This window comes from Shigella sp. FC1544, assembly GCF_001722145.1.
Lineage (GTDB): Bacteria > Pseudomonadota > Gammaproteobacteria > Enterobacterales > Enterobacteriaceae > Escherichia > Escherichia coli.
Genome location: NZ_MECT01000164.1, coordinates 1 through 4028, shown reverse-complemented (window position 1 = coordinate 4028; position 4028 = coordinate 1). Strand labels below are relative to the sequence as shown.

Sequence of the window (4028 nt, the reverse complement as noted above, 5' to 3'; positions counted from 1 at the left end):
GCGGACCTGACGTATGTTGCCACACAGGAGGGATGGTTGTACCTCGCTGGCATCAAAGATGTTTATACGTGCGAAATTGTCGGCTACGCCATGGGAGAGCGCATGACAAAAGAGCTGACAGGTAAAGCCCTGTTTATGGCGCTCAGGAGCCAGCGCCCACCTGCCGGGCTAATCCACCACTCTGATCGAGGTTCACAGTACTGCGCATACGATTACCGGGTCATACAGGAGCAGTCTGGTCTGAAAACATCAATGTCGCGTAAAGGTCACTGTTACGACAACGCTCCGATGGAAAGCTTCTGGGGAACGCTGAAAAATGAGAGCCTGAGCCACTATCGTTTTAATAACCGGGATGAAGCCATCTCAGTAATACGGGAATACATTGAGATTTTCTACAATCGTCAGCGTCGTCACTCTCGTCTGGGGAATATCTCCCCGGCAGCCTTCAGGGAAAAGTATCATCAGATGGCTGCTTAAAAAAAGAACAAATGGTAGTGTCCGCTATTGCCAGTACACCTCAGATTTTCTCTGCGGCCCTTTTATCAATCTGCCTGCGCCAGAAATCGCGCACTGCCCTGTACCCACCCGAAAGAAGATACAGCACACAGACCGCCGTACAGAAGTACAGCATCACCTGATGAATAAATGTCATAGTTTCTTACCGTTATGGTTGACAATGAGAACTGTTTTCATTTAAAAAACCGATATACGAAAGCATCTTTTCTTTACATTCTCCATTGGGATTACCTCCGCCAGCTTCCGTTCCTGCCGCTGGCGGCTTTTTTTATCATGCCGCGGCATCCGCGTTGTTCACTTCCACCTTCACACTGTCAATCAGCAGCGTATATGTCGCCGCCTTTGATATGCCTGTCAGTTGCAGTTTGTCCGCCGCCCCTGATGCCGGAGATTTCACCAGTGTGAACGGCGTCCCCCGTTTCTCATCCAGTACCGGCGTCACCTGAATGCTGTTGTTTCCGGCAAACTCAAAAGCCAGTGTGTGCCATCCGTTATCAAAGACCCCGAACGTATCCAGCTTCGCATTCGGCTTCTTGTGGTACATCGCGTTCAGGTTCGTCGCATCCGTCTGCAGGAAGAAGGACATCAGCATGTCGTTGCCTTCCTCTGCCAGCGTCACTCCCTCCGGCAGGGACGACAACTGCCAGTAAATGCCCAGGGCAAACCGATTCGGCATCAGTGAACCCGGCAACTTAAACCGTACGCTCACACGTCCCCCCTTCTTCAGTAACTCCACTCCCTGTCCGGCTGCATCATGCTCCAGAAACCAGATGTGGTTTTCCGGTTTATTCAGTTGCAGGGCCTTACCTCCCGTAGCCCCCGCATCACTGACCACCGCTTCAGCAATGTTTTTATTAACATTGTCTCCGCTCGCCGGTTTGTGATAATAGCGCCAGCCCTGTGATGCCAGGTCTTCGCCGGACGCCAGCAGACTCATCAGGGTTCGGTTACTGACCGGGGCTTCCGGCTCTCTCTCCGTACCTTCACCGGAAGGTCCGGTGGGCTTCACCGTATCAGGCTGTTTTCCGGTAATGAATTCAGCGGTTCTCCCGGCATGCACAAGAATCGCCGTTGCCAGACGGTCGGAAATAATCCCACGACGTGCCCATGATCCAAAATGCGTTTTACGGTCGGCCGTCGTCCAGGTTTTGGCGTCCGTTCGACCACCGGCTCCGTAATACCCAATATCCGCAACATCCGGATCTTCTGACGGCTCGTTGGTACCCACATTTCGCCCGTTTTCATCCGTCATAAACGGCACAAAGAAGATTTTTTTTGCGGATTTCGTCTTGTATGCACCATACACCGCATCGTATTGCGAAGAATAAGTCTGCTTCCAGTAGTAGGTCGTGTCGCCACAAATCCAGGGAACCGATGACGGAGAGCCCCCGAGACACTGACCTCCGAATTCCGACAGGTCAGAACGATATTTTTCCACCATGGAATCAAACAGCCCCGGCTGAGTGGCGTATGCACCCTGTTTCAAATCAAACTCGCCCTGCATCCAGACCACTGCAAGCAGAATATTTTTAGGGTTAGCCTTCAGTGCGGCCTGAGTACGGGTAAGCAGGTCCTTGTACAGTGGCTTATCTACACCCCAGCGTGCCGAGGTCTCGCTTGCGCCGGTGGATTCGCTGAAGGTACCTTCATCGCCCGCCAAAAATGCAGAACCACCACGGCAGCACGGAACCAGAAGAATACCGGCATTCGCCGGAATAAACGGCAACAATTTCTTCGCGATATGTAATCCCTGCCCCACGCATCCATACTGAGCTGCGCTGGCTTTCGGGTGTGAAAACTTACTCAAATCCTGAACATCATGCAGGCAGTGGTCCGCAGGAATAATGTCATTGTAGTTACAGGACGCACCACCCGGCGTGACAGTGCTGCGACGCGCCAGCTGTTTAATACGCGGGTCCGGACGGTCATATGTCTCCGGCAGCGGAAGCCCTTCACCGTAAGCCATGGCATTGGACTGCCCGGCCAGGGCAACAACAAATTAATACTCCGGGTTGCTGGTGGTGCTGATAACTGCGCCTTCTCCATCCGACGGCTTCACCACCACAGGTGTGGTGACATCACCTTCCGCCGCAATGGCCTGCATCAGGGTATAAGGCGTGATGGCCACCGGACTGCCAAATGGCTGCCACCCCTCCTTCAGTTTTTGTGTCAGTCGCTCCGCAAGGTCTGACGGCGACGCCGCCCTGACCACGTCATAGTGTTTAAATGCCATAAATCCTCCCGGCCTGGATAATATTGTGAGTAAAATGAGGAGCGGGCTGAAGTCCGGAAGTTACAGGACAATGGCAGAAGATAGACAACAGCCCGCAATATGAAAAAGGCCGCGCTATTGCGCAGAGTGATTACTGTCGGATATTATTCACCAGCTGAAATATTACTTCACGTTTTGTTGTTTATTCCTTGCCGCCCGCGTCTCCCAGCGCGGGCTTTTTTTGTCCATAAGAAAGCCCCTCCGGAGAGGGGCTGGAGAGTGGCGCTATGTGCCATTGCATGGTGCCGGGTGCCTCCCGGTGAGTTCAGTATCAGCACCTGAACCCGCACAGAAAGGATAAGGGTCGGTGACAAAACACCAGTTGCTGATTGCCCCTCCGCACAGGGGGATTCACCATGCCAGTTTCTTTTAACAAACTCCCCGCAAACCAGACAACAGTCAACCGCCTGAATTGTGAGACATTTAAAAAAAGCCCGCAAAAGCGAGCCAGGGAAAATAAGTGTGGCGCGTTCTACTGTATTCGAACCAGTGACCGATTGCTTAGAAGGCAATTGCTCTGTCCGGCTGAGCTAACAACGCAGGATACAGATAATGAACCGCCTTCGGGGACCCGAACTCCGCGCAACCAGCTTCGAAGGCTGGCGCTCTTTCCTGATGAGCTAATGGCGGTATGTGATGGTGGCCCTTGCTGGATTTGAACCAGCGACCTGGCGATTATGAGTCGCTCGCTCTCACCACTGAGCTAAAGGGCCGGGAGCAGAATAATAATGGTGCGTAATTAATTCTGCAATCTCATCCGTTTCAAACGATTAAATCCTGAACTTCCCTGACTGTCTGCTCAAAACGTCCGGTCTCCAGTTCAACGCCAATCGCACGACGCCCGAGCGCCAGTGCCGCTTTTACCGTTGAACCTGAGCCCATAAAAAAATCTGCAACCTGGTCTCCCGGACGACTGCTCGCGTTGATTATCTGCTGCAACATTTCTGCCGTTTTTTCGCACGGATGTTTCCCTGGATAGTACTGCACCGGTTTATACGTCCACACATCGGTGTACGGCACCTGCACCGTCACACCGAAATACCTCCGCAAATTTTTATATTCACTCTGCAGCTCCACATACTGCCGGCTCAGCTCACTGTATGTGCTGACCAGTTGGTAATGGGACTTTTCCAGTTCTCCCCGCTGATGTTTCTCTTCTGCCACCCGGGCAAACAGCGACTGTAATTTCAGATAATCGCTTTCGTTCGGTAGCTGCCACTGACTGGCACTGAACCAGTGC

2 protein-coding genes, 3 tRNA genes and 3 pseudogenes are annotated in these 4028 nt (G+C 52.6%); 2 read left to right on the top strand and 6 right to left on the bottom strand.

Going from position 1 to position 4028, the window contains the following annotated elements; translation table 11 throughout:
- Nucleotides 1–477, top strand: a pseudogene (locus tag BGK49_RS10320) (IS3-like element IS600 family transposase); the annotation flags it as partial.
- Between the two features lie 40 nt (nucleotides 478–517).
- On the opposite strand, the gene BGK49_RS10315 reads toward BGK49_RS10320, so the two are convergent.
- Nucleotides 518–652, bottom strand: a complete 135-nt coding sequence (locus BGK49_RS10315) for a DUF1378 family protein (RefSeq protein ID WP_000142784.1) — start codon at nucleotides 650–652, stop codon at nucleotides 518–520.
- A 135-nt stretch (nucleotides 653–787) separates the two neighbouring features.
- Nucleotides 788–2749, bottom strand: a pseudogene (locus BGK49_RS10310) (DUF6645 domain-containing protein).
- 268 nt (nucleotides 2750–3017) lie between these two features.
- Here BGK49_RS10310 and BGK49_RS31000 point away from each other — a divergent pair.
- Nucleotides 3018–3158 (top strand): annotated as a pseudogene (locus BGK49_RS31000) (hypothetical protein); the annotation flags it as partial.
- 93 nt (nucleotides 3159–3251) lie between these two features.
- On the opposite strand, the gene BGK49_RS10295 reads toward BGK49_RS31000, so the two are convergent.
- The 4 genes from BGK49_RS10295 to BGK49_RS26330 form a co-directional block, all read right to left on the bottom strand.
- A tRNA-Arg gene (locus tag BGK49_RS10295) sits at nucleotides 3252–3328 on the bottom strand.
- Between the two features lie 15 nt (nucleotides 3329–3343).
- Nucleotides 3344–3419: transfer RNA gene (locus BGK49_RS10290), tRNA-Arg, on the bottom strand.
- A gap of 6 nt (nucleotides 3420–3425) precedes the next feature.
- Nucleotides 3426–3501 (bottom strand) — tRNA-Ile (locus BGK49_RS10285).
- A 49-nt stretch (nucleotides 3502–3550) separates the two neighbouring features.
- A partial coding sequence (locus tag BGK49_RS26330; RefSeq protein WP_146628128.1) for a site-specific DNA-methyltransferase occupies nucleotides 3551–4028 on the bottom strand: 478 nt, incomplete at its 5' end.

Excerpts from the sequence above, each read along its gene's own strand:
- BGK49_RS10315 (WP_000142784.1), bottom strand. The coding sequence starts at position 652 with ATGACATTTATTCATCAGGTGATGCTGTACTTCTGTACGGCGGTCTGT.